This window comes from Rhodococcus sp. BP-160 (assembly GCF_019836205.1).
GTDB lineage: Bacteria > Actinomycetota > Actinomycetes > Mycobacteriales > Mycobacteriaceae > Rhodococcoides.
On the sequence record NZ_JABUEK010000003.1, the window covers coordinates 227,457 to 249,579 of the forward strand.

A 22,123-nucleotide genomic window follows, 5' to 3' on the forward strand; every position below is an offset into this window, starting at 1 on the left:
GTCGAGTGGTTCCATCACATGCACCATTCACGGGAGACTGACCATTCGACTGTTCTCGATCGATGGTGGGTGTGCACGTGAAGCGCAGGCAACTGCTGCAACTGGCCGCAGCAGGAATGGTGGGCCTCGCGGTCCCGCCCGCGATCACCCGGTCGACGGCGTCCGCACTCCCGCTCGGCGTCCCCTCGATCCGGAACCTCCTTCCCGAACTGTTCGCCGACCCTCCGCGTCCACCGGACCACTCACCCGCCCTCGTCATCGGATCGGGCTTCGGAGCCAGCGCCGCGGCGTTGCGGCTCGCGCAGGCCGGTACGTCGGTCACCGTGCTCGAACGAGGACTCCGCTGGCCGCGCGATCCGTTCCGCGACATCTTCACCGCCGACATGACGGCCGACGGGCGCGGCCTGTGGCATCAGCGCTCGTTCACCAACCTCACCGGCATGCCTGTCGGGCCCGTCGACTGGTTCAACGGCGTCCTAGACACCACGCGATACGAGAACCTGTCGGTGTGGCGTGCAGCCGCGGTGGGCGGCGGCTCGGTCGTCTACACCGGCGTCAGCATCGCCCCGGACAAGCGCTTCTTCGATCTCTCGTTCGGTGGCCGCGTGGACTACGACGAGATGGCGTCGCAGTGGTACCCCAAGGCTCGCTCGGTGCTCCGGCCGTCGACCATGCCCGACGACATCTACGCCTCCCCCGGGTTCGCCCACTCGAGGACGTGGGACGACCACGCCCGCCGCGCCGGTTTCGACCCGCAGCGCGTCGACGGAGGCTGGAACTGGAACGTGCTGCGTGACGAGATGTCGGGTCGGTCCCGGCCGTCCGCCACCGTCGGTTGCAGCACGTTCGGCAACTCCAACGGCGCGAAGCACGACCTGACGCAGAACTACATCCCGCAGGCCGAGGCCACGGGCAACGCCGTGGTGTGTCACAGCCACGAGGTCGTCGCCATCGGCACCGAGAGCGGTGGCCGCTACCGCGTGGAGGTGCGGCGCCTCGATCCCGAGGGCAACGTACTCGAGACGCGCACGCTGACCTGCGACTCGCTGATCCTCGGCGCAGGATCCATCGGCACCACCGAACTGCTGGTCCGCGCACAGGCCACCGGCGCGCTTCCGGAGCTCAACGAGTTCGTCGGACGCGGATGGGGCACCAACGGCGACGCCTTCATGACCCGCTCGCTCGGCCCCATCGGCGGCGGCCCGCAGGGGGCGCCGTGCGCCTCGCGCATCGTCGACGACACGGGCCTGCCTCTCAGCGTCGAGAACTGGTATGTCCCCGGTGTTCCCACCGAGATGGGGTTCCTCGGATCGCTCGGTATGACCATCGACCCACTGCGGGCCGATTTCCGCTACGACCGTGCAACGGACGGGATGAGCTTGACCTGGCCCAAGGGCGGCAGCCGCGACACCGTCGAGGCACTGCGCGCGGTGCAGAACCGGATGGCACAGGCCGGCCGCACCGTCGTCTCCGCCGAGCCGTTCACTCGCGACGTCGACGACACGTTCACCGCGCACCCTCTCGGCGGTGCGGTCCTGGGCGACGTCACCGATGCGTACGGACGAGTGAAGGGGCACCCCGGCCTGTACGTCATGGACGGAGCTCTCGTTCCCGGCAGCACAGGTGCGGCCAACCCGTCTCTCACCATCACCGCGCTCGCCGAGCGCAACATCGCAGCCGTCATCGCTGCGGGCGGCTAGGCGTACCCGGCCATCCGCTAGGCCAGGCCGATCTCCGGCCGACCCTCCGGCACCGTCACGGTCGCTGCCGTGCGGACCGGCGCGCCGGGAACCGAGATCGCGTCCAGGACCCGGACCTCGGAGCGCCACTCCGTCGGCGTCAGCGTCGCACGCAGGTAACCGCGTCGGGCATTGCCGAACTTGACGTGCGGTGACGCCGCCGCGATGTCCGCACCGGCCGTGTCGACGTCCGCACCGTCCTTGCCCGACGCGATGGATGTCGACGCGATCTCGACTCCGACCACCGGGGCGGAGTCGTCCTGATAGTCGCGGCGCAGTTCCGACACGATGGTGCGGTGGATGTCGCCCACGATGGACGCGAGGGTGATCCCCCGGTCGCGGGCGCCGTCGAGGATGCGGTGCCGTGACGCCTCGTACCCACTCCACGGGTCCATCCCGACCTTCCGCTCGCCGTCGCTGATGCGGGCCAGGTCGGAGATCACCGTCTGGTGTGCGAGGAACTTCCACGTGGCACCGGACCCGAAACCGTCGAGGATCCACTTCTCCTGTGCCGCTCCGGTGATGGTGCGACTCGGGTCCGCGGTCTCCGCGTTCTGCGCGTGTTCGCCGTCCCCGTTGGCCTGATCGCTGCGGTACTGCCGGGTGTCGAGCACCGAGAAGTCCACCAGGTCACCGAAACTGAAGCGGCGGTACGCCGTCAGATCCGGCCCCGTCGGTCGCTGGGCCATCCGCACGGGAGTGTTCTCCCACCACGCCTTGAACGCATCGGCGCGGCGCAGGAGGAACACCCGCGGATCACCCGCAGGATCGCCGGGAGCGGCGGTGCCGGCATCCTGGCTGATCGCCCCGGCCCAGTTGTTGTCCACCTCGTGATCGTCGAAGGTGGTGATCCACGGCGCCGCTGCGTGCGCCGACGCCAGGTCGGGATCCGACTTGTACAGCGCGTACCGATCGCGATAGTCGTTCAGTGCCAGCGTCTCTCGTCCCGCGGACTCGGGCCGTGGCTGCGACGCGCGGGCGCCTGTACCTTCGATCGCGTACTCGTAGATGTAGTCGCCGAGGAAGAACACGACGTCCGGGTCACTCGCCGCGAGATCGGCATAGGCGCCGTAGAACCCGTCCTCCCACTTCTGGCACGACGCCCACGCGAACGACAGTGACGCAAGGGGTGATCCCGGTGCGGGCGCCGTCCTCGTCCGTCCGACGGTGCTCACGTGCGGACCGACCATGAAGCGGTAGAAGTACTCTCGCGCCGGAGCCAGACCCCGCACGTCCACGTGCACCGACCAGCCGTCCGCATCGGATGCCAGTTCGATGCCCTGGCTCACCGTCCGCCCGAACCGTTCGTCCTCGGCGATCTCCCACCGCACCGGCACCACACCCGGCCGCATACCGCCGACCGGAGCGAGTGGGTCGACCGCGAGACGAGTCCACAGCACCACCGAGTCCGGAAGCGGATCGCCCGACGCGACGCCGAGGCGGAACGGGTAGTCGGCCGGGGTGCCGCGTTGCGGCTGCGCGTGCGCCGTCGCGCTCGACAGTTCCGGTGTCATCGCGAGCGCACCGACCAGTGCGGTCCACGTGAGGAACGAACGACGCGTGGTGCCGGCACGCAGAGAACGATCGGCACCGATGACGAGATCACGACGGCTCATGGACCGAACGGTGCCCCTCGAAAGGAAACTCCGTGTGGATCGGAGACGACGCGCGCGAGGACTCGCGCTGAAGCCACCCGAATCGGGTACGCAGTCGACATGGACGACAAGCGAGAGATGGGCAGACGCGACGTCGAGAAGCGGTGGCGCGATCCGCGCGCGATCCGGCACGCGGCCACGTACGACGGGGCAGTGATCGGCATCGCTGCCGTCGCGGTGGCCGTGTTCCTCGCAGCGGGCGCGTCCAGCGTCGCGATCGCTGCGCTCGTACCCGGTGTCTGTCTGCTCGGTGGGATCGGCGCACTGTGGATCGGCTACCGCTCCTACCGCCACGGCGGGACGTGGCCCGTCTGGCAGGGCGCCGCCTGGCTGCTGTTCGCGCTGATGCTGGTGAGCTTGTCCCTCCCGACCCTCGCTCTGCGCTGAGCCGGGAGGGAACGGATCACGCCTGCACGACGGTGATGACGTTGCCGTCGGGATCCTTCAGCATGAACATCGGCGGCACGTTCGGATCGTCGTCGCCGCCGAGCGGTTCCATCTCGAACCCGTCGAAGGCACTCAGGCGAGCGTGCTCCGCGCGGACGTCCGACGTCTCCACCCCGATGGACGAGCCGCCCGGCGTGTCGTACATCGGCGGGTTCAGCGCGAGGCGCGCCGTGGACCCCGGCGGCGCCACCTCGAGCCAGCGGTACTCCTCGTTCGGCCCGAAGCGGGTGTCACCGCGCACCTCGAACCCGAGCACGCGGGTGTAGAAGTCGAGGGCCTTGTCCTGATCGGCAACGGTGAACATGGCCACGCCGATGTTCGTGATGGTGCTGGGAGTCTCGGTCATACAGGTGCCGACTCCGCGGTGGCCCGGAACTCATCGCGGTGCGGTGCGCCCGGCGACACCAGCCGCACTCCGGTTCATCACCTGCACCCGCGATGGGGGGTGCACCAGACGATCCGCGGTGCGCCAGGCCGAGCAGCAACCGAGCCCGGAAACGACACGAGCCCCACCCCGCCGAAGCGGGATGGGGCTCGTTCGTTGCTCGTCTCTAGCGGTAGTCGCCAGAGAAACCGTAGTCGTCGAGCGGCACTGCAGCACCAGTGTTCTGGCCGAAGCCGTCCGCGCTGTAGTACTGATCGTCGTACGACGGCACCGCGTAGGCCGCGGCACGTGCTTCCTCGGTGGGCTGAACCGTGATGTTCCGGTACCGGTTGATGCCGGTGCCGGCGGGGATCAGCTTTCCGATGATCACGTTCTCCTTGAGACCGATGAGCTTGTCCGAGCGGCAGTTGATCGCCGCGTCGGTCAGCACTCGGGTGGTCTCCTGGAACGACGCCGCGGACAGCCACGAGTCGGTCGCCAGCGATGCCTTGGTGATACCCATCAGCACCGGACGTCCGGCGGCGGGCTCGCCACCCTCGGACACGACGCGACGGTTGCTCGACTCGAACTCGCTGCGCTCGGTCAGCGATCCGGGCAGGAACTCCGTGGAGCCCGAATCGATGATGGTCACGCGGCGGAGCATCTGACGAACGATCGTCTCGATGTGCTTGTCGTGGATGGACACACCCTGGCTGCGGTACACCTCCTGGACCTCGTTGACGAGGTGGATCTGCACCTGGCGCGGGCCCATGACTCGCAGGACCTCGTGGGGATCGGCAGCACCTTCCATGAGCTGCTGACCGACCTCGACGTGGTCACCGTCCGACAACAGACGCTCCGTGCCGTCGTCGTGCTTGAAGACACGCAGACGCTGACGCTTGGAGAGCTTGTCGTAGACGACCTCTTCGCCGCCGTCGTCCGGGACGATGGTGATCTTGTAGAAACGGTCACCGTCCTCGAGCTGGATGCGACCCGAGACGTCCGCGATGGGCGCCTTGCCCTTGGGCACACGAGCCTCGAAGAGCTCCTGCACTCGGGGCAGACCACCGGTGATGTCGTCGCCGGCCACACCACCCTGGTGGAAGGTACGCATCGTGAGCTGCGTGCCGGGCTCACCGATCGACTGTGCCGCGACGATACCGACGGCCTCGCCGATGTCGACGAGCTTGCCGGTGGCCATGGAACGGCCGTAGCAGGTGGCGCAGACGCCGGTTCCGGTGGTGCAGGTGAGCACCGAACGGACCTTGACCGACGTGATGCCCGCTGCGAGCAGCGCGTCGATGGCCGGGTCGCCCAGGTCGTGTCCACGCTCGACGATGACGTTGCCGTCGGCGTCGACCGCGTCGGCGGCCAGGGTGCGGGCGTACGTCGAGGTCTCGACGTGCGCGTCGCGGATCATCGAGCCGTCGGCCAGCTTCTCCGCGATCACCGTGGTGATGCCGCGCTCGGTGCCACAGTCGGTCTCCCGAACGATGACGTCCTGCGAGACGTCGACCAGACGACGCGTCAGGTAGCCCGAGTCGGCGGTACGAAGCGCCGTGTCGGCCAGACCCTTACGAGCACCGTGCGTGTTGATGAAGTACTCCAGGACCGTCAGGCCCTCCTTGAAGGAGGACTTGATCGGGCGCGGGATGAACTCACCCTTCGGGTTGGTCACCAGACCCTTCATGCCGGCGAGCGACCGCACCTGCGTCATGTTTCCGGCTGCGCCGGACTTCACGATCATCGGGATCGGGTTCTCGTCGGGGAAGTGGGCCTCCATGGCCTTACCGACCTGCTCGGTGGCTTCCTGCCAGATCTTGACCAGGGCCGAGTTGCGCTCGGTCCGGTCGAGAGCGCCACGCTGGTACTGCTTCTCCAGGCGGTCGGCCTGAGCCTCGAACTCCTCGAGGATCTGCGGCTTCTCCGGCGGCACGAGGACGTCGGAGATGGAGATCGTGACACCCGAACGCGTGGCCCAGTAGAAGCCGGCGTCCTTGAGCTTGTCGACGGTCTGCGCGACCACGATCATCGGGTACCGCTCGGCGAGATCGTTGATGATCGTCGCCTGGCGCTTCTTCGGCATCTGCTCGTTGACGAACGGGTAGTTCGTCGGGAGCAGCTCGTTGAAGAGCACGCGGCCCAGCGTCGTCTCGGCGGTCCAGGCATCGCCCGGGGTCCAGCCGTCGGGGAACAGCTCCGCCTCGATCTCGCGCGACGGACGCTGCTGCGTCAGACGCACCTTGATCTGCGACTGCACGGTCAGGACGCCGCGATCGACGGCCATCTGCGCCTCGGCCGGGCTGGCGTAGATGCCCAGCTCCGCCGAGTCGGACGTCGAGGCCTGGAACTCGCCCAGAGCCTTGTCGTCGAGACGCGTCAGGTGGAACAGACCCGTCACCATGTCCAGACGCGGCATGGCGAGCGGTCGGCCCGATGCCGGCGACAGGATGTTGTTCGACGACAGCATCAGGATGCGTGCCTCGGCCTGCGCCTCGGCGGACAGCGGCAGGTGTACTGCCATCTGGTCACCGTCGAAGTCGGCGTTGAACGCCTCGCACACGAGGGGGTGCAGCTGGATGGCCTTGCCCTCGACCAGCTGCGGTTCGAATGCCTGGATGCCCAGACGGTGCAGCGTCGGTGCGCGGTTCAGCAGCACGGGGTGCTCGGCGATGACCTCTTCGAGGACGTCCCACACCTGTGCGCGCTGACGCTCGACCATGCGCTTGGCCGACTTGATGTTCTGCGCGTGGTTGAGATCCACCAGACGCTTCATCACGAACGGCTTGAACAGCTCGAGTGCCATGAGCTTCGGCAGACCGCACTGATGCAGCTTGAGCTGCGGTCCGACGACGATGACCGAACGGCCCGAGTAGTCGACGCGCTTGCCGAGCAGGTTCTGACGGAAACGACCCTGCTTGCCCTTGAGCAGATCGGACAGCGACTTGAGCGGGCGGTTGCCCGGTCCGGTGACCGGACGGCCACGACGACCGTTGTCGAACAGGGCGTCGACCGACTCCTGCAGCATCCGCTTCTCGTTGTTGACGATGATCTCGGGAGCACCGAGGTCGATCAGTCGCTTGAGGCGGTTGTTGCGGTTGATGACGCGGCGGTACAGATCGTTGAGGTCGGACGTCGCGAAACGTCCACCGTCGAGCTGCACCATCGGACGCAGCTCCGGCGGGATCACCGGCACGGCGTCGAGCACCATGCCCATGGGCGAGTTACCCGTGGACTGGAACGCGGCGACGACCTTGAGACGCTTCAGCGCACGGAGCTTCTTCTGGCCCTTGCCACTGCGGATGGTCTCGCGCAGGCTCTCGGCCTCGGCCTCGATGTCGAAGGTCTCCATGAGCTTCTGGATGGACTCCGCGCCCATCGCACCCGTGAAGTACTCGCCGTAGCGGTCGATCAGCTCGCGGTAGATGAGCTCGTCGACGATGAGCTGCTTCTTGGCCAGCTTGGTGAAGGTGGTCCAGATCTCCTCGAGACGATCCAGCTCACGCTGCGCGCGGTCACGGAGCTGACGCATCTCGCGCTCGCCACCGTCCTTGACCTTGCGACGGACGTCGGACTTGGCGCCCTCCGCCTCGAGCTCGGCGATGTCGGCCTCGAGCTTCTGCGCACGGGCCTCGAGGTCGGCGTCACGCTGATCGGCGACAGCCTTCTTCTCGACCTCCATCTCGGCCTCGAGAGTGGAGAGCTCGTTGTGGCGCAGCTCGTCGTCGACCGACGTGATGACGTAGGCGGCGAAGTAGATGATCTTCTCGAGATCCTTCGGCGCCAGGTCCAGCAGGTAGCCGAGGCGCGACGGAACACCCTTGAAGTACCAGATGTGCGTGACCGGTGCGGCCAGCTCGATGTGTCCCATTCGCTCACGACGCACCTTGGCGCGAGTCACCTCGACGCCACAGCGCTCACAGATGATGCCCTTGAAGCGCACGCGCTTGTACTTGCCGCAGTAGCACTCCCAGTCGCGAGTAGGTCCGAAGATCTTCTCGCAGAACAGGCCGTCCTTCTCGGGCTTGAGCGTGCGGTAGTTGATGGTCTCCGGCTTCTTGACCTCGCCGTAGGACCAATTGCGGATGTCGTCCGCGGTCGCGAGACCGATGCGGAGTTCATCGAAGAAGTTGACGTCCAGCACGTCGTACTTCCTTTCCCCTTCTCAGGGATAGTTTTCTGCTGCTACGAGTGATCGGGGGTGGGCCGGCGCGAGTCCCCTCGCGCCGGCCTGTCACCGATTACTGCGCGAGATCGTCGACGGTCGCGGACTCGTTGCGGGAGAGATTGATTCCCAGGTTGGCCGCGGCACGCTCGAGATCCTCGTCGTCGCCGTCCGCCATCGTGATGGCCGCGCCGTCCGAGGACAGCACCTCCACGTTGAGGCACAGCGACTGGAGCTCCTTGAGGAGCACCTTGAAGGACTCGGGGATACCGGGCTCCGGGATGTTCTCGCCCTTGACGATGGCCTCGTAGACCTTCACGCGGCCGACCACGTCGTCGGACTTGATGGTGAGGAGCTCCTGCAGCGTGTACGCAGCGCCGTAGGCCTGCATGGCCCAGCACTCCATCTCGCCGAAGCGCTGTCCACCGAACTGCGCCTTACCACCGAGGGGCTGCTGCGTGATCATCGAGTACGGACCGGTCGAACGAGCGTGGATCTTGTCGTCGACGAGGTGGTGCAGCTTGATGATGTACATGTAGCCCACGGAGACCGGGTACGGGAACGGCTCGCCGGAACGGCCGTCGAACAGGGTGGCCTTCCCGTCCGCGCCGACCATGCGCTCGCCGTCGCGGTTCGGGATCGTGCTCGCCAGCAGGCCGGTGAGCTCGTCCTCCTTCGCACCGTCGAACACCGGGGTGGCGATGTTGGTGTCCGCCTCGGCGGCCAGCATCTCCTCGGGCAGCGTCGCGGCCCAGTCGGGTCGGACTCCGTCCGCGGCCACCTGAATGTTCCATCCGGTCTTGCCGATCCAGCCGAGGTGAGTCTCGAGGATCTGACCGATGTTCATACGACGTGGGACGCCGTGCGTGTTCAGGATGATGTCGACCGGGGTGCCGTCGGACAGGAACGGCATGTCCTCCTGGGGGAGGATCTTGCCGATGACGCCCTTGTTGCCGTGGCGGCCGGCGAGCTTGTCGCCGTCCTGGATCTTGCGCTTCTGGGCCACGTAGACGCGGACCAGCTCGTTCACGCCGGGAGGCAGATCGTCGTCGTCCTCGCGCGAGAACACGCGAATGCCGATGACCTTTCCGTTCTCGCCGTGCGGAACCTTCAGAGACGTGTCGCGGACCTCGCGGGCCTTCTCGCCGAAGATGGCGCGCAGCAGGCGCTCCTCCGGGGTCAGCTCGGTCTCGCCCTTCGGCGTGACCTTTCCGACCAGGACGTCGCCGTCACGAACCTCGGCACCGATACGGATGATGCCGCGCTCGTCGAGATCGGCGAGGACCTCGTCCGAGACGTTCGGGATGTCACGGGTGATCTCCTCGGCACCGAGCTTGGTGTCGCGGGCATCGATCTCGTGCTCCTCGATGTGGATCGAGGTCAGGACGTCCTCTTCCACGAGGCGCTGCGACAGGATGATCGCGTCCTCGTAGTTGTGGCCCTCCCACGGCATGATCGCGACGAGCAGGTTCTTGCCCAGCGCCATCTCACCGTTCTCGGTGCAGGGACCGTCGGCCAGGACCTGGCCGGCCTCGACCCGTGCGCCCTCGTCCACGATCGGACGCTGGTTGGCACAGGTGCCCTGGTTCGAGCGCGCGAACTTGCGCATCCGGTAGGTGTTGCGAGTGCCGTCGTCCGCCATCACGGTGACGTAGTCGGCGGACACCTCCTCGATGACACCGGACTTCTCGTTGACGATGACGTCGCCGGCATCGACAGCGGCACGCAGCTCCATGCCGGTTCCGACGAGCGGAGCCTCGCTACGCACCAGCGGCACGGCCTGACGCTGCATGTTCGCGCCCATCAGTGCGCGGTTGGCGTCGTCGTGCTCGAGGAACGGGATCATCGCCGTGGCGACCGAGACCATCTGCCGAGGCGAGACGTCCATGTAGTCGACGTCCATCGACGAGACGAACTCGACCTCTCCACCCTTACGGCGGACGAGGATCTTCTCGTCGACGAAACGACCCGAGGTGTCGATCGACGAGTTGGCCTGCGCCACGACGTGGCGGTCCTCCTCGTCGGCGGTCAGGTAGTCGACGTCGTCGGTGACCTGTCCCTCGACGACCTTGCGGTACGGCGTCTCGATGAAACCGAACGGGTTCACACGGGCGTACACCGAGAGCGATCCGATCAGGCCGATGTTCGGGCCTTCCGGGGTCTCGATGGGGCACATGCGGCCGTAGTGCGACGGGTGGACGTCGCGGACCTCGAGGCCGGCGCGCTCACGCGACAGACCGCCGGGGCCCAGCGCCGACAGGCGACGCTTGTGCGTCAGACCCGACAGCGGGTTGTTCTGGTCCATGAACTGCGACAGCTGCGAGGTTCCGAAGAACTCCTTGATGGCAGCGACCACGGGACGGATGTTGATCAGGGTCTGCGGCGTGATGGCCTCGACGTCCTGGGTGGTCATCCGCTCGCGGACCACACGCTCCATGCGGGACAGGCCCACGCGGATCTGGTTCTGGATCAGCTCGCCGACCGTGCGGAGACGACGGTTGCCGAAGTGGTCGATGTCGTCGACCTCCACGGGAACCTCGACGCCGTCGGGTGCCGTCATCGACTTCTCGCCCGCGTGCAGACGCACGAGGTACTCGATGGTGGCGACGATGTCCTCTTCGGTCAGCGTCGACGCCTCGATGGGCAGACCCGAGTTCAGGCCCAGCTTCTTGTTGATCTTGTAGCGACCCACGCGTGCGAGGTCGTAGCGCTTCTCCTTGAAGAACAGGTTCTCCAGCAGGGTCTGCGCGCTCTCCTTCGTGGGCGGCTCGCCCGGGCGGAGCTTGCGGTAGATGTCGAGCAGCGCCTCGTCGGTGCCGGCCGTGTTGTCCTTCTCCAGCGTGGCCATGAGGATCTCCGAGAAGCCGAAGCGCTCGGTGATCTGCTCGGTGGTCCAGCCGAGTGCCTTGAGGAGCACGGTGACGGGCTGACGGCGCTTCCGGTCGATGCGGACACCGACGGTGTCGCGCTTGTCGACGTCGAACTCGAGCCAGGCGCCGCGGCCGGGGATGACCTTGACGCTGTGCAGATCCTTCTCGGTGGTCTTGTCGACGGCGTGGTCGAAGTAGACACCCGGGGAACGCACGAGCTGCGAGACGACGACGCGCTCGGTGCCGTTGATGATGAACGTGCCCTTGTCGGTCATCATCGGGAAGTCACCCATGAAGACCGTCTGGCTCTTGATCTCACCGGTGTTGTTGTTGATGAACTCCGCGGTGACGAACAACGGCGCCGCGTAGGTCATGTCCTTGTCCTTGCACTCGTCGATCGAGGCCTTGACCTCGTCGAAGCGCGGATCGGAGAAGGAGAGGGACATCGAGCCGGAGAAGTCCTCGATCGGAGAGAGCTCCGTCAGGATGTCCTCGAGACCGCCGCTGCGAGAGCTGTCGCCACGTGCTTCCGCACGTGCGCGCCACTCCGGCGTGCCGACGAGCCACTCGAACGAATCGGTCTGAAGATCGAGCAACCCCGGTACTTCGAGGGGTTCGCGAATCTTCGCGAACGACACCCTCTTCGGGGCTCCGGGAGTTCCGGCGTTTTCCTTGGACTGGGTGGAGACTGCCAAGATGCGTCCTTCCAGCACCTCACGCGGGCCGCTTCGTGCACTGCGCGACCGTCGCTAATCTGCTTCTTTGTGTGGGAACTTCGCTGGTCACTACCCGTACGAAGTCCTCGCTCAGCAGAGATCGACACACGTGTCGATTCAGGCAAAGTCTGGAAGTGGACAGGAGGCACCCAGCGCAACGTCCAAAAGTACCCCAATGCGGCGGATATGGCAACCGCGTCCGCGCGGGGAGCGCGCTCGGCCCGGAGACTGCACGGGCCGTGATCCACGAACTGCCGTACGCCCCTGCCCGTCGATCCCGGCGCCCGGTGCCTCCATTTGCTCCGGCGTCGTTCTCGATCATGGCAGCGGGGTCGCACCCGCGTTCGATGAATCCGGTAATCAGAGTGGACTCCCGAAGCCCTCGCGTCAAGAGCGAGAGCGGCGTTTCGTCCCCCGAATCCGCTCGACGCGGGCGATCAGCGGTTGTCGATGGTCGCGAGCAGCCACTTTCCGTCGACACGTTCCATCGTCACCGAGACCGGCGTCTGCACCGTTCCCTGGTCGACCGTGTCCTGCGTCGCGGCGATGTCCATGCTGGCCAGCAGCTCGGCCCGGTCACCGTCGAGCAGTGACACCCCGATGTCGGTGACCGTGGCCGTCGTGGTGGTCTGCGTCTGGATGACGCCCTGCTTGGTCTGCTCCGCGGTGGAGTCGTACTCCCCGCGGCGCTCGTCGTTCAGCACCGCGCGAGCGGCCGCCTGATCCTGGTCGATGGTGTCGAACTTGTAGCTGAACACCGTCTGCAGGGCGTCGCGCCCGGCCGACGTGACCTCGAGTGTGGCCGGAGTGTCGACCCATGCCTGGTTGCTCACCTCGGACGTACCGGGGCGCACCACGGCGAGGAGCGCGATCACGGCGAACACCACGGCGAGTGCGGCGAGCAGCATCGTGCGGGGAGTCCACCAGGCCGTGCGGCCGGCGGGGGCGCCGTCGTCCGCCTCGGTCGTCTCGGTCGTCTCGTCCACGCCCGAGTCCGTGGCCGCGCTGTCGACCGCAGCGGTGTCGGCCGACGACTTCGACAGGTCGACGGTCGAGGCCGCGTCGGTGGACGCAGTCGTGGTCTCGTTCTCGATCGCGTCGCCGCCCGCGGGGGGCGCCGTGGAGCGTCCGGCGACCTTGGGTCGACGAACGCTGCCGGCGGGGACACGGGGAGCGCCTGTGGGGGGTCTACGGCGTGCGGGGGGCATAGGGAGAACTCCTGGCTGGTGCGAGGCGAGCGGGACGGACGGCGTCGTGACAGCGAGGTGTCACTGACCGCCGTCGGTCGGCGCGGGAGCGGGATCGACGGGCGCGGCGGGGTCGACCGGAGCTGCGGGGTCGACCGGAGCTGCGGGGTCGACCGGGGCTGCGGGATCGGTGGCGGCGGGATCGGTGGGTGCGGCGGGATCGCCCGTCGCAGCGGGTGCGCCCGGGACCTCGAGGGGGATGCGCTGCCCGATGGGCTGGATACGCGTGGCCTTCCACGTGCCGTCCACGTCCTGCAGTTCGAGACGCAGGGTGCTCTGGTACCGCTCGTTGCCGTCCGGCTTGGTGGTGTCGGTGGTGAGGACCACGAGCGACTGCGCGGTGCCGTCGTCGGAACTGAACCCGACGAGCGACGCGTGCTGCACCGCCGCGGTGGTGACCACACCGGTCTCCGCGAACTGCTGGCGGAACTGATCCTTGGTGTCGTTCAGACCGTTGGTGAGCTCGTCACCGGTGATGGAGGACTCGATGTCGGCGAACGTCTTGTCCAGATCGTTCGAGTCGACGGAGTTCAGATTGATCGCCGCCTGCCGGGCGCCGGCGAGGGCGTCGTCCCGCAGGGAGGCGTCCGAGGACTCCTGGTACGCGAGGAACCAGAAGATACTCAGCACGACGGCCGCGATCAACGTGATCGCGGCGGCCGCGGCAGTCACCGCCGTGGCGACCGGAGACGTGCGCGGCGCCGGTGCGGGCGTGGACTCGGACGTGCCGTCACCGGTGTCGGTGCCGTCGAGGTCCGAGTCGGAAGGAGAGGTGGTTGGCGTCACAGCAGACACCCTACTTGAGGGTAACTTCTCGCTGCCATCACCGCGCACCTCTCCTCACCCGACTCGACGGTCAGGGGCGGACCGTCACACCGAGCAGTGCGGCCAGCTGCGTCGCGATCGGGTTCAGATCCAGGGGGTCCGGCGCGACCTTGGGCTTGTCGTCCCACGGCTGCACCGTCTGCGGATCGGCGAAGCGCACGCTGTTGGCGCCGCGCACTCCCGTCAGGGATCCCTGCGGCACAGTGCAGTTCGCGTCGAGGTTCAACGGGAAGTCCTGCTGCGTCGGATCGAAGTCGGGATTCTTGGCGTACTCCGCGTCGAGGATCGCCTGCGTGCCCTCGTAACCCTGGGTGCACGACGGCGGGTTGTTCACCTCGAGCGCGATGCCGAAGTGAATGGTGCCGTCACCCGGACTCGCCGAGTTCGCTCCCTGCGCCAGGGCCGGGAGGAACTGGAGCAGCGGACGCAGTGCGAACGTGCGCGGGCTCAGTGCACTGGTCACACCCGCGAGGTTTGTCAGGTTGGTCGTCAGACCCGGGCCGGCCTGGTCGACGAGCGCGCCGACCTGGTCGCTGGCGGGAAGCCCGTTGTCGATCAGTCGTCGGATGTCCGGATCGCTCGACCGCAACTGCGCGGTGACCAGATCCAGATCCGAGCTGAACTGCTGAATGGACGACGACTGCTCCGACTGGGTGTCCAGCACGACGCGGCTGTCGCGGATCAGCGTGAGGGTCTGCGGCAGGTTGGCGAGACCGTCCTCGGAGAAGCTGTCGAGCGAGGTGACGAGCTGCTGCAGTGAGTCACCCGTGCCGGCGAAGCCGGTACCGAGCTCGGTCACCACGGTGTGCAGATCGTCGACCGGCACGGAGTCCGCGAGCGTCTTGACGTTCTTGAGCAGGCTCTCCACCGGCGTCGGGATGGACGTGTCGTCCTGCAGGATGACGTCGCCGTCCTGCAGGAACGGGCCCTGATCGGTGCGCGGCTGCAGATCGACGTACTGCTCACCGATGGCGGAGCGGTTGGCCACCACGGCGATGGTGTCGGCCGGGACGTCGGGAGCGCTCTTCTCGAGTTTCAGTTCGACGTCGACGCCCTGCTCGGTCAGCTTCAGCTCACCGACGCGCCCCACGGGAATGCCGCGGTACGTCACCTCGGCGTTGCTGAAGATGCCGCCGGAATCGGCGAACTGACCGGTGACCGTGTACTGGCCGAACCCGAACAGCTGGTCGACGCGCACGTACTTGGCACCGACGTACACCAGGCCGAGCACGGCGATGACGACGAAGAGGATCAGCTGTGTGCTGACCAGCTTGGATCTCACTGTCCACCTTCGTTCTGAGGAACGATCCCGAACTGCTGCAGGATGCCGTCCAACGGGTTCGCCGACGGTGCGGCGGCGGGTACACCCGGCGCCGGGGTCGGCGACGGGATGATGGGCGGCAGAGGCAGCAGCGAGATGGTCGGGAAGGAGTTACGCGGGCCGTTGCCGTTGTAGTACGGGTTCGACGGATCGACCCGCGGCTTGGGATCGCCGTTGCGGGGCGCGCTGTAGATCGGGTTGCCCTGGCCGACACCCAGCGCGGTGAGCTGGTTGCCGATCTGCAGATCCACACTGAGGAACAGATTCACCGCGTTGCCCTGGGTGATCTTCTCGACGCCGTCGGGGAACGGGAACGTGGGCACGAACGCGAGGTCCGTGATCAGCTCGTCGCCGTAGGTCGAGAGCTCCTGCAGGGTCGGGCGCAGTGCGCGCAGGTCGGCGATCAGATCGTCCTTCGACCGCTCGATGACGTCGGTCCCGACCTGCCCGAGGCGATCGAGCTGACCGAGAAGCTGTGTCAGCTGCGGACGCTGCTGTTCGAGCACCTCGGTGGCGACCGGCAGATCGACGAGGATCCGGTCGATCTTCTCGGTCTGCTGGTCGAGCGTGCCGGTGAGGACGTCGAGACCGTCGATCGCGCGCGTGATGTCGGCCTTCTGATCCTCGAGGCCGCCGATGAGCGAGTTGGCCTCCTCGAGCAGGTTCCGCACCCGGTCCTCGCGGCCGCCGAGCGCGGTGTTCAGCTCCTTGACGATCGGAGCGAGCTGCGCGACGCCGCCGCCGTTGAGCAACATCGACAGCGCGCCGAGCACCTGCTCGATGTCGGTGGCGTGGCGGGTCCGCTCGACGGGGATGGTGTCGCCCGAGGCGAGGCGCGCGGACGCCGCGTCGTCGGCCGGAACGCTGAGCTGGACGAACTTCTCGCCGAGCAGGTTGGTCTGCTGGACGGACGCCATGGCGTTGGCCGGCAGGTCCACGGACGAGTCGACCTCGACCTCGACGTCGGCGATCCACGAGTCGTTCGGCACGGAGACCGAGGTGACCCGACCGACCTGGACACCGTCGACCTTGACGGTCGACTGCGGAACCAGGTCCAGCACGTCGTCGAACTGCAACGTCAACCGGATCGGATCCGATCCGACGTCGGCACCGCCGGGCAGCGGGATCCCGTAGATACCGCTGGATCCGCAGGCACTGAGCGTCACGGCGACGACGCAGGCACCGGAGGCGGCCATCAGGCCACGCGAGCGCACTCTCATCGTCACTCCCCTTCCGCAGGAATGTTCAGGCCCGGAAGCTGCAGGTCGTCGACCCGCGGCGATTCGACACCGGGCACGGTGCCGGGCTCGACGTTGCGCTGGATGTTGTCCGCGCTGAGCAACCCGAACGGCAGGACCAGCGTCGGCGTCTTCACACCGGCGACGGCCTGGTCGATGATTGCGCCGCAGTTGTCGACGATCGGCTGCATCTGACGGCCGAGCGCCTCGAACTGCGGATCGCCCGGGCGCAGCTTCTGCAGATCGATGAGACTGCAGAAGAACGTCTTCGGATCCTGGAACTCCTGGAAGATCAGGCGCGCGTCCAGCGATCCGGACTCGGCGTTGTAGGAGCTCGCGACGTTCGCGACGGCCAGCGGCAGCAGCGTCAACGTGTCCGCCAGGTTCTGGCGGTTGTCGGCGAGCAACTGCGTGGTCGGAGCGAGGTCGTCGAGATCGTTGGACAGCTGGTCCCGGTTGTCCCGCACGAAGGTGGCGACGTCACCGAGCGTGACCGAGAGCTGGTTCAGCGCGAGGCCGAGGTTCTCCCGCTCCCCCGCCAGGAAGCTCGTCAGCGAGGACAACTGATTGTTGAAGGCACGCACCTGCTGGTCGTTCGCCGACAGTGCACTGACGAACGTCTGCAGATTCTGGATCGTGCCGAACAGATCGCCGCGGTACGAGTCGAGCGTCTCGACGGCACCGGAGAGCTGGGTCAGCGAATCGTTCAGCGCCTCACCGTTTCCGGCCAGGTTCTGCGCGCCGGTGGTCACGAGGTCGGAGACGGCGCCGTTCTGGTTGGCACCGTTCGGTCCGAGCGCGGCCGACAGCTCGTCGATGCTCTTGTACAGCTCGTCGACCTCGACGGGAGTGGCCGTGCGCTCGCGTGGGATCACGGCACCGGACTCCATCTTCTCGCCGCCGGTGTACGCCGGCGCGAGCTGGACGTAGCGGTCGGCGACGACGGACGGCGCGAGCTGGACGGCGCGGGCATCGGCGGGGATGTCGACGCCGCGATCGACGCGCATGTCGACCTGCACCTGATCGCCCAGGCCCTCGACCTTGGTGACGGTGCCGACCTTGACGCCGAGGACGCGAACCTCGGTGCCCTCGTACACGCCGACCGTCTTGTCGAAGTACGACGTGATGGTGGTGGTGCCGAGGCGGGTGAAGGCCCACCACAGCGCGAACACGACCAGCACCACGACAGCGACGACGGCAGCGATGATTCCCAGGTTGCGCTTGCTGAAGAAGCCGCCGTTCGACGGGGCTTCCTGGTCGGTGGATGCGGTCACTGGCCTGCTCCCGGACTACGGACGGGATCCACACCGAGGGTGCGAATCGGCTCACGGTATCCCGGAATGTCCGGGAGACCGGGCGGGAAGGTGTTGACGATGACCTGATCGAACCAGCGGCCGTTACCGACGATGTTGGTGTACAGCCGGACGAACGGCGAGTACAGCTTGATCGCCTCGGCGATGTTCTGGTTGTTGGTCTTCAGGGTGTCGATGACCTGACCCAGCGACTGGAGTGCGGGCCCGATCTGTGCCTCGTTGTCGCGGATCAGACCGGTCAGCTGAGTGGACACCCGCTGCGTGCCGATGAGCAGCTGCGAGATGGACTGCTGCCGATTGTTCAACTCCTGCAACAGGACCGAGGCGTCACCAATCAGCTTGGTGAACTCCTGGTTGCGGTCGGCGAGGACCTGCGTCGTCTTGTCGGTCGCGGCGAAGAGCTTGCTCAGCTCGTCGTCACGGGAGGAGATGGTCTCGGACAACCGCGTGACACCGTCGAGCGACGCGCGGATGTTCTCCGGCGTCTCGGAGAACGCCTGCGACAGCGTCTCCATGCTCGTCGCGAGCTGCGTCGTGTCGATGTCGCCGGTGGTGCGGGCGGCGTCGGAGAACGCGTCGATGACGTCGTAGGGGGCCGTCGTGCGGTCGATCGGGATCGCGTCGCGCGGGTTCAGCCGCTCCTCGCCCTTGGGCTCGAGCGAGAGGAACTTCTGTCCGAGCAACGTCTTGATCTGGATGGACGCCGACGTCTTGTCGCCGACCCACGCGTCACTGACCGTGAACTCGACCTTCACCTTGTCGCCGTCGAGGGCGACGTCGGTGACCTTGCCGACCTTCACGCCGGCGATCCGCACCTCGTTGCTGGCGCGCAGACCGGCCGCTTCGGAGAAGTTCGCGGTGTACTTCGATCCGGCACCGATGATCGGCAGCGAGTCGAGGAAGAACGCGGACAGCGTCGCCATCAGGATGATGAAGATGCCGAGGGCACCCAGCACCGCGGGCTTGCGTTTCGTCACGAGATACCTCCTGCGGCGCAACGCTTCGCGGAGTTGGTGTACAGCGGCTGATTGATGGTGGGCAGTCCTGTCGGGAGGTTGAGCTGCGGCGCGTAGCCCGGCCCGGCGACGATGTCGATGCCGCACAGGTAGAACTGGAACCACGAGCCGTAGCTGGCGACGCGGATCAGCTTCTCGAGCTTGACCGGGAAGTTCGACAGGATGTTGTCGAAGTCCTGCTGCCGATTGTTGATCTTGGTCGACAGTCCGTCGATCGACGAGATGGCCGACTGGATGGACGGACGGGTCGGCTCGAGCAGATCCGCTGTCGCGTCGGTCAGACCGGCCAGCGAGGTGACCGCCGAGCCGACGGTGTCACGATCCGCCGACAGCCCCGACACCAGCGCCTGGGTGTTCACGATCAACTGGTCGAGTTCCTTGTCGTGCTGGTTCACCGTGTCGAGGACCCCGTTGAGGTTGTCGATGACCGCCCCGATGACCTGATCCTTGTCCGCGACCGTGTTGGTCAGGCTCGCGGTGTCCCGCACCAGTTCGCCGATGGTGCCGGACTCACCCTGGAAGACCTGGATGATCTCGTAGGACAGCTTGTTCACGTCGTCGGCCGTCAGCGTCTGGAACAGCGGACGGAAGCCGTTGAACAGTGTCGTCAGGTTCACCGCGGGGGACGTCCGATCGAGCGGGATGGTGGCTCCGCTGGTGATCTTCTCGCCCTGGTCGCCCGTGCCCTGCTCGAGCGCGATGTAGCGCTGCCCGATCAGGTTCCGGTAGCGGATGGTCGCGGTGGTGGAGGCCGGCAGCCATTCACGCTCGGTCAGCGCGAAGTCCACCTGAGCCAGGTCACGCTCGTGGATCTCGATCTTCTCCACCTGGCCGACGCGCACGCCGGCGATGCGCACCTCGTCGCCCTCGTTGAGCGAGGAGACGTCGGTGAAGATGGCCGAGAACTTGGTCTTGCCGGACCCGGCTCCGTTGGCGATGGTCAACGCCAGGGCGGCCGTCGCCAGAATGGTCACCACCGCGAAGACGATCAGCTTGATCAGCGGTGCCGCTAGGCCTCTCATCGCACACTCACTTCCGTGCCGCGGAGCGCCGGAGCGCCCACCAGGGTGGTCCACGCGGGGACCTGGTCCGGGGAGATGCCGGAGCCTCCGCCGTAGACCACCGCCAGCGTGTCCCGTTCGATGTCCGATCCGGCGTAGGCCGCCGGGACGGGCGACTGCAGCGGGTTGGGCAGTGCGCCGGGGTCGACCGCGGGGCCGGGGTTGCGCGACGGCACCTGGTAGGAGCCGTCGTTGACGCCGCTGCCCGGGTACTGCGGGAAGAACTTGCCGGGTGTGGTCACGTTCTCGAAGCACGACGGGCCACGGGTGTCGAACAGTCGCGGCTCGTCCTGGTTGGGGATGTAGCGCCCCTTGGGGTTGACGAAGTTGATCGACGCGCGGACGCCGGGGTACGCGTCGTCGACCGAGAGGATCTTCTTCGCCTCGTCGGCGACACGGACGAACTCGGTGAACGTGCAGCCGAACGACGGGGAGAACTCGGCGAGCAGTTCGAGCGCCTCGCGGGAGTCCGCCGCGATGGACACGATGGACTCGGCGTTGGTCTGCACCAGGTCGGCCAGCGAGCCCGACGACGCGGTGGCGCTCGCCAGGAGCGTGGTGACGTCGTTCTGCTTCTCCACCACCGTGTTCCCGGTGACGCGCAGGTTGTCGAGCGCATCGATCAGATCCGGAGCGGCGGTCGAGTACGTCTCCGACAGGTCCGCGATGCCGACGAGATCCTGCTGGATGTTCGGCAGCTCGGCGTTCAGACCCGAGAAGATCTCCTCGAGCCGGTCGAGAGTCAGACCGAGCCGCTCGCCGTTGCCCTCGAGTGCCTGCGACAGCGCACCGAGCGTGTTGGCGAGATCCTGCGGCGGGATGGCGTCGAGGAGCGGGAGCAGCGAGTCGAGCAGCTGCCCGACCTCGACCGCGTTGCCGCTGGTGTCCTGACGGATCACCGCGCCCTCGGCGAGAGGGCTGGCGCCGGCGGAGTTCTCGGGGATCTGGAGCGCGACGTAGCGCTCGCCGAAGAGCGTCTTCGGCAGCAACCGGGCGGTGACGTTGGAGGGGATGGTGCCCACGAGACCGGGATCGAGTGCCAGCTCGGACGTGACCTCACCGTTCTCGGTGGTGGCGGACCGCACCTCGCCGACGATCATCCCGCGCGCCTTCACGTCCGCGTTGGCGGGCAGCGCGTTGCCGACGGTGTCGGTGATCAGGTCGACCATGACGACGTCCTTGAACGTCTTGTTGAAGGTCGTGATGCTCCAGGCGACGAAGAGAACGACGACGAGCAGGAATCCGATTCCGAGGAGGCGACGACGTGTCGCCGACGGAGCGTGGTTCATCCGGCGACCCTCACCGTCGTCGTGGTGCCCCAGATGGCGAGGCTCAGGAAGAAGTTCAGCACCGCGACCGTGACCAGTGCGGCACGCACGGCACGACCGACGGCCACCCCGACGCCGGCGGGTCCGCCCGACGCGGTGTAGCCGTAGTAGCAGTGGATCATGATGAGCACGAAGGCGAAGACCAGCACCTTGGCGAAGGAGTAGAGCACGTCCTCCGGAGGCAGGAAGAGCGTGAAGTAATGGTCGTACGAGCCCGGTGACTGACCGTTGAAGACGGTGCTCACCAAGCGGGACGCGAGATACGCGGACAGCAGGCCGACGATGTACAGCGGAATGACGGCGATGAATCCGGCGATCATGCGCGTCGACACCAGGAACGGCACGGACGGAACGGCCATGACCTCGAGTGCGTCGATCTCCTCGGAGATGCGCATGGCGCCGAGCTGGGCGGTGAAGCCGCAGCCGACGGTCGCGGACAGCGCGAGGGACGCCACGATGGGCGCGATCTCACGGGTGTTCACGTACGCCGACAGGAAGCCCGTCAGCACCTGGCTGCCGAGCTGTTCGAGCGCCGCGAAGCCCTGCAGACCGACGACGACACCGGTGAACCCGGACATCATCAGGATGACGCCGATGGTGCCGCCGATGACGGCGAGAGCGCCGGAACCGAACGTCACCTCCGCGAGCAGGCGGAGGGTCTCCTTCTTGTAGTGCACGGCCGTCTTCGGGATCCACCCGATCGCGCGTCCGTAGAACGACATCTGTTCACCGGCACGGTCCAGCACACCGAGCGGAGCCGAGGCCGCGCTACGGAGCCGGAGCAGGGTGCGGTCTCCACGACCACGAGCGATGGTCAT

The 22,123-nt window shown here is 66.9% G+C and carries 15 protein-coding genes; 2 read left to right on the top strand and 13 right to left on the bottom strand.

The features are described 5' to 3' along the window. The first annotated feature begins 116 nt into the window (after positions 1-116). Entirely contained in the window at positions 117-1,700 is a 1,584-nt protein-coding gene (locus tag HQ306_RS12860) for a GMC oxidoreductase (protein ID WP_222632606.1), read from the top strand. Positions 1,701-1,717: 17 nt separating this feature from the next. Here HQ306_RS12860 and HQ306_RS12865 read toward each other — a convergent pair whose 3' ends face one another. Beyond that, a complete protein-coding gene (locus HQ306_RS12865) occupies positions 1,718-3,355 on the bottom strand; it encodes an alkaline phosphatase (RefSeq protein WP_222631816.1) in 1,638 nt (545 codons plus the stop codon). 99 nt (positions 3,356-3,454) lie between these two features. Between HQ306_RS12865 and HQ306_RS12870 the strand changes: the two genes are divergently transcribed. Further along, positions 3,455-3,781 (top strand): hypothetical protein, encoded by a 327-nt coding sequence (locus HQ306_RS12870; RefSeq protein WP_027504577.1) that lies wholly within the window; start codon positions 3,455-3,457, stop codon positions 3,779-3,781. A gap of 16 nt (positions 3,782-3,797) precedes the next feature. Here HQ306_RS12870 and HQ306_RS12875 read toward each other — a convergent pair whose 3' ends face one another. The 12 genes from HQ306_RS12875 to HQ306_RS12930 all read right to left on the bottom strand — a co-directional run bounded on the left by HQ306_RS12875 (position 3,798) and on the right by HQ306_RS12930 (position 22,123). After that, positions 3,798-4,187: a VOC family protein gene (locus HQ306_RS12875; RefSeq protein ID WP_027504576.1), complete on the bottom strand. Its 390-nt coding sequence runs from the start codon at positions 4,185-4,187 to the stop codon at positions 3,798-3,800. A 205-nt stretch (positions 4,188-4,392) separates the two neighbouring features. Further along, positions 4,393-8,349 carry a DNA-directed RNA polymerase subunit beta' gene (locus HQ306_RS12880; RefSeq protein ID WP_027504575.1) on the bottom strand — a complete coding sequence of 1,319 codons (3,957 nt, stop codon included), beginning with the start codon at positions 8,347-8,349 and terminating at the stop codon, positions 4,393-4,395. 97 nt (positions 8,350-8,446) lie between these two features. Then, complete coding sequence (locus HQ306_RS12885) at positions 8,447-11,953, bottom strand: DNA-directed RNA polymerase subunit beta (RefSeq protein WP_027504574.1); 3,507 nt, start codon at positions 11,951-11,953, stop codon at positions 8,447-8,449. A 440-nt stretch (positions 11,954-12,393) separates the two neighbouring features. Continuing rightward, the gene (locus tag HQ306_RS12890) at positions 12,394-13,164 is read right to left on the bottom strand and encodes a hypothetical protein (RefSeq protein ID WP_222631818.1); all 771 of its coding nucleotides are present in this window, start codon (positions 13,162-13,164) and stop codon (positions 12,394-12,396) included. Between the two features lie 60 nt (positions 13,165-13,224). After that, positions 13,225-13,989, bottom strand: a complete 765-nt coding sequence (locus HQ306_RS12895; RefSeq protein ID WP_222631820.1) for a hypothetical protein — start codon at positions 13,987-13,989, stop codon at positions 13,225-13,227. Between the two features lie 70 nt (positions 13,990-14,059). Then, positions 14,060-15,310, bottom strand: a complete 1,251-nt coding sequence (locus tag HQ306_RS12900) for an MCE family protein (protein WP_027504573.1) — start codon at positions 15,308-15,310, stop codon at positions 14,060-14,062. Continuing rightward, on the bottom strand, positions 15,307-16,569 hold the full coding sequence (locus HQ306_RS12905; RefSeq protein WP_222631822.1) for an MCE family protein: 1,263 nt from the start codon (positions 16,567-16,569) through the stop codon (positions 15,307-15,309). The genes HQ306_RS12900 and HQ306_RS12905 overlap by 4 nt, the downstream gene beginning before the upstream one ends. A 2-nt stretch (positions 16,570-16,571) precedes the next feature. Further along, positions 16,572-17,801 (bottom strand): MCE family protein, encoded by a 1,230-nt coding sequence (locus tag HQ306_RS12910; RefSeq protein ID WP_261769939.1) that lies wholly within the window; start codon positions 17,799-17,801, stop codon positions 16,572-16,574. A 56-nt stretch (positions 17,802-17,857) separates the two neighbouring features. Further along, positions 17,858-18,877 carry an MCE family protein gene (locus HQ306_RS12915; protein ID WP_037184706.1) on the bottom strand — a complete coding sequence of 340 codons (1,020 nt, stop codon included), beginning with the start codon at positions 18,875-18,877 and terminating at the stop codon, positions 17,858-17,860. Further along, positions 18,874-19,938, bottom strand: coding sequence for an MCE family protein (locus HQ306_RS12920; protein WP_222631827.1), 1,065 nt, complete (start codon positions 19,936-19,938; stop codon positions 18,874-18,876). Before HQ306_RS12920 ends, HQ306_RS12915 begins: the two co-directional genes overlap by 4 nt. After that, on the bottom strand, positions 19,935-21,266 hold the full coding sequence (locus tag HQ306_RS12925; protein ID WP_222631829.1) for an MCE family protein: 1,332 nt from the start codon (positions 21,264-21,266) through the stop codon (positions 19,935-19,937). Before HQ306_RS12925 ends, HQ306_RS12920 begins: the two co-directional genes overlap by 4 nt. Beyond that, positions 21,263-22,123: an ABC transporter permease gene (locus HQ306_RS12930; RefSeq protein WP_027504567.1), complete on the bottom strand. Its 861-nt coding sequence runs from the start codon at positions 22,121-22,123 to the stop codon at positions 21,263-21,265. Before HQ306_RS12930 ends, HQ306_RS12925 begins: the two co-directional genes overlap by 4 nt.

Bases quoted from the DNA above. Each gene is read 5' to 3' on its own strand.
- HQ306_RS12905 (WP_222631822.1), bottom strand. From the start codon at position 16,569: ATGAGAGTGCGCTCGCGTGGCCTGATGGCCGCCTCCGGTGCCTGCGTC.
- HQ306_RS12870 (WP_027504577.1), top strand. From the start codon at position 3,455: ATGGACGACAAGCGAGAGATGGGCAGACGCGACGTCGAGAAGCGGTGG.
- HQ306_RS12925 (WP_222631829.1), bottom strand. From the start codon at position 21,266: ATGAACCACGCTCCGTCGGCGACACGTCGTCGCCTCCTCGGAATCGGA.
- HQ306_RS12930 (WP_027504567.1), bottom strand. From the start codon at position 22,123: ATGACCATCGCTCGTGGTCGTGGAGACCGCACCCTGCTCCGGCTCCGT.
- HQ306_RS12920 (WP_222631827.1), bottom strand. From the start codon at position 19,938: ATGAGAGGCCTAGCGGCACCGCTGATCAAGCTGATCGTCTTCGCGGTG.
- HQ306_RS12875 (WP_027504576.1), bottom strand. From the start codon at position 4,187: ATGACCGAGACTCCCAGCACCATCACGAACATCGGCGTGGCCATGTTC.
- HQ306_RS12860 (WP_222632606.1), top strand. From the start codon at position 117: ATGGTGGGCCTCGCGGTCCCGCCCGCGATCACCCGGTCGACGGCGTCC.
- HQ306_RS12890 (WP_222631818.1), bottom strand. From the start codon at position 13,164: ATGCCCCCCGCACGCCGTAGACCCCCCACAGGCGCTCCCCGTGTCCCC.
- HQ306_RS12865 (WP_222631816.1), bottom strand. From the start codon at position 3,355: ATGAGCCGTCGTGATCTCGTCATCGGTGCCGATCGTTCTCTGCGTGCC.